The following is a 3,596-nucleotide window of genomic DNA, read 5'->3' on the forward strand; positions in this document are numbered from 1 at the left end:
CCCCCGCCCGGGGGTACGGCCGCCGTCCCGCCCCCGGGCGGGGGCGGGACAGCGGCCGTACCCCGGGCGGGGGCGGGACAGCGGACGTACCGCCCGGCGGGGCCGGGTCCGCCGGACCTCTCGGCTCGCGTTCCACGGTGCGGCGCTCCTCCCGTCGGGCCCCACCCTTCGCGCCCGGCGCACCGCCGCCCATGACCGGCGCCACACGGGGGCGCTCGCAGGGCCATCCCTCACTCGCCGGCCGCGCCCGGCTCCCCCACGGGCCACCCGTCCGTGGGTCTCCCGGGTAATTCCCGTGAAGAGCCGGCCCGGTTCGAGCAGGATGAGAGTCATGACTGCCGCCTACGACACCCCCGTGGTCCTGGACCGGCGCGACGGACCGTACGGCGAGGTGGTGCTGCGCAGACACGGCGCGCTGCTCCAGATCATCGCCAACGGCTGTTTCCTGATGGACACTTCCGACGGCCGCTCGGAGCGGCTGCTGGTCGACGCCGCGCGGCACGCGCTGGACGGACGCGCGGCGCCGGAGGTGCTGATCGGCGGGCTGGGCGTGGGGTTCTCGCTCGCACACGCCGCGGCGGACGCCGGGTGGGGACGGATCACCGTGGTGGAGCGGGAACCCGCCGTCATCGGCTGGCACCGGGACGGCCCGCTGGCCGAACTGTCCGCCGGCGCCCTCGCCGACCCCCGCACCAGGATCGTGGAAGCGGATCTCGTGGCGTACGTCAATGAGACATCCGACACGTTCGACGCGCTCTGCCTGGACATCGACAACGGCCCCGACTGGACGGTCACACAGGACAACGACAGCCTCTACTCGCCCGCCGGACTCGCCGCCTGCGCACGGGTGTTGAGGCCCGGCGGCGTGCTCGCGGTGTGGTCCGCCCAGCCCTCGCCGGAATTCGAAGGAACCTTGCGGAATGCCGGGTTCCGACAGGTGCGTACCGAAGAGGTGCCCGTTGCCCGAGGCGTTCCGGACGCGGTCCACCTCGCCGTCCGACCTGGATAGCGACAGCGCGGTGAGTCCCCGTAATGTGCTGCCCTGACGCGGATCTTTCAAGCGTCGAACGCAGACATGGGATCACCCCACGGATTCCGGAAAGCAACAACAGGGGCGGGCGATGGAGCAGACACACACCTCCCAGAGCGGCGCGACGACGACCACCCCCGGCGCACAGCGCCGGGTACTCGTCGTCGAGGACGACCCGACGATCGTCGACGCCATCGCGGCCCGGCTGCGCGCCGAGGGTTTCCTGGTGCAGACGGCGGCCGACGGTCCGGCCGCGGTCGACACGGCCGAGGCGTGGCAGCCCGACCTGCTGATCCTCGACATCATGCTGCCCGGCTTCGACGGGCTGGAGGTCTGCCGGCGCGTGCAGGCCCAGCGGCCGGTGCCGGTGCTGATGCTCACCGCGCGGGACGACGAGACGGACATGCTGGTCGGGCTCGGCGTGGGCGCCGACGACTACATGACCAAGCCGTTCTCGATGCGGGAGCTGGCGGCCCGCGTGCACGTGCTGCTGCGACGGGTGGAGCGGGCCGCGATCGCCGCCTCGACACCGCGCAGCGGAATCCTTCGGCTCGGCGAGCTGGAGATCGACCACGCGCAGCGCCGGGTGCGGGTGAAGTCCGAGGACGTGCACCTGACGCCCACCGAGTTCGATCTGCTGGTGTGCCTGGCGAACACCCCGCGCGCGGTGCTCTCCCGGGAGCAGCTGCTGGCCGAGGTGTGGGACTGGGCGGACGCCTCCGGCACCCGCACGGTCGACAGCCACATCAAGGCGCTGCGCCGGAAGATCGGCGCCGAGCGGATCCGCACCGTGCACGGTGTGGGCTACGCGCTGGAGACCCCGACACCGTGAGCGGCGGCGGGCGCCAGGCCGCACGGAGGAGCCCCGGGGCCCTCGGCGAGGAACCCTGGGGCGGCGTACGCCCGTTCTCGATCAAGACCAAGCTGGGCGCGCTGGTCGTCATCGCGGTGCTGATCACCACCGGTCTGTCCATCGTCGCGGTGCACACCAAGACGGAACTGCGCTTCATCACGGTCTTCTCGATGATCGCCACCCTGCTCATCACGCAGTTCGTGGCCCACTCGCTCACCATGCCGCTGGACGAGATGAACACGGTGGCCCGCTCGATCTCGCACGGCGACTACACGCGCCGGGTGAAGGAGAACCGCCGCGACGAACTCGGCGACCTGGCCCAGACGATCAACGTCATGGCGGACGAGCTGGAGGCGCAGGACAGCCAGCGCAAGGAGCTGGTGGCGAACGTCTCGCACGAGCTGCGCACCCCGATCGCCGGGCTGCGCGCGGTGCTGGAGAACATCGTCGACGGCGTCACCGAGGCCGACCCGGAGACCATGCGGACGGCCCTGAAGCAGACCGAGCGGCTGGGCCGCCTGGTGGAGACGCTGCTGGACCTGTCCCGGCTCGACAACGGCGTGGTCCCGCTGAAGACGCGCCGCTTCGAGGTGTGGCCGTACCTGTCGGGCGTGCTGAAGGAGGCCAACATGGCCGCCTCCGCGCGTTCGGGCATCGCCTCCGGCTCCGGCAGCCACAAGCGCACGGACGTCCATCTGCACCTCGACGTCGAGCCGCTGGAGCTGACCGCGCACGCCGATCCCGAGCGCATCCACCAGGTCGTCGCCAACCTGATCGACAACGCGGTCAAGCACAGCCCGCCGCACGGCCGGGTCACCGTGCGGGCCCGGCGCGGGCCGCAGCCGGAGTCGCTGGAGCTGGAGGTCCTGGACGAGGGTCCCGGCATCCCCCGGTCGGAGTGGCACAAGGTGTTCGAGCGGTTCAACCGCGGCGCGGTGACCCGGCCGCACGGCCCGGGCAGCGACGGCGGCACGGGGCTGGGGCTGGCGATCGCCCGGTGGGCCGTGGATCTGCACGGCGGCCGGATAGGCGTGGCCGAATCCACGATCGGCTGCCGGATCATCGTCACTCTCCCGGGCCTGACTTCCGTCCGCAGTTGACGTAAGGTCCGAACCGGAAGCACAAGATCCACGACGGTCGCTGCCGTGCCGCGCAGCCGGACACGTGTGATCAGGGCAGGCCCGCGCCACCCGTCGAACGAAGACGCGCCGGGCCCGCGCCGGTGCACCCTTCCACATGCGGAACCACGGTTGTTTCCCGCCATTTCAAGCCCTGAAACAAGATTTCTGATGTGACTTACACGACGATGAACGGGCTCGACCTGACCTTCGCGCTCTTGGAGGCGTAGCCTTTATTCCCGCTGTCCATCACCTTGTGAAGCGGAAGAGGGCGGTTGCCGCCGTGTCGCCACAGTCCCCCAGTAACTCGAGCTCTCGCACCACCGACGACCAAGCAGGGAAGAACCCCGCGGCCGCGTTCGGTGCGAACGAGTGGCTCGTCGACGAGATCTATCAGCAGTACCTCCAGGACCCGAACTCGGTAGACCGTGCCTGGTGGGACTTCTTCGCCGATTACAAGCCGGGGGCTCCTGCCACCCCGGCCCCGGCGGGTACTGCGGCCGCGGGGGCCGCAGGGACCACCAGCACGGCCCCGCAGGCCCAGCCCGCGGCCCCGGCCCCCCAGGCCGCCGCCCCGGCCCCCGCGGCCCCGAAG

General features: G+C 71.4%; 4 protein-coding genes. All 4 read left to right on the plus strand.

Translation table 11 applies throughout. The annotated features are described in order from the left end of the window. Positions 1-331: 331 nt before the first annotated feature. Positions 332-1,009, plus strand: a complete 678-nt coding sequence (locus tag IF37_RS0137900) for a spermidine synthase (protein ID WP_030754088.1) — start codon at positions 332-334, stop codon at positions 1,007-1,009. A 112-nt stretch (positions 1,010-1,121) separates the two neighbouring features. Next, positions 1,122-1,862 (plus strand): response regulator transcription factor, encoded by a 741-nt coding sequence (locus IF37_RS0137905; RefSeq protein ID WP_030754090.1) that lies wholly within the window; start codon positions 1,122-1,124, stop codon positions 1,860-1,862. Then, positions 1,859-2,983, plus strand: coding sequence for an ATP-binding protein (locus tag IF37_RS0137910; protein ID WP_030754094.1), 1,125 nt, complete (start codon positions 1,859-1,861; stop codon positions 2,981-2,983). The genes IF37_RS0137905 and IF37_RS0137910 overlap by 4 nt, the downstream gene beginning before the upstream one ends. Before the next feature lie 301 nt (positions 2,984-3,284). Then, a partial coding sequence (locus IF37_RS40250) for a hypothetical protein (RefSeq protein ID WP_158727458.1) occupies positions 3,285-3,596 on the plus strand: 312 nt, incomplete at its 3' end.

This window comes from Streptomyces sp. NRRL S-31 (assembly GCF_000718775.1).
Taxonomy (GTDB): domain Bacteria; phylum Actinomycetota; class Actinomycetes; order Streptomycetales; family Streptomycetaceae; genus Streptomyces.

Bases quoted from the DNA above. Each gene is read 5' to 3' on its own strand.
- IF37_RS0137905 (WP_030754090.1), top strand. From the start codon at position 1,122: ATGGAGCAGACACACACCTCCCAGAGCGGCGCGACGACGACCACCCCC.
- IF37_RS0137900 (WP_030754088.1), top strand. From the start codon at position 332: ATGACTGCCGCCTACGACACCCCCGTGGTCCTGGACCGGCGCGACGGA.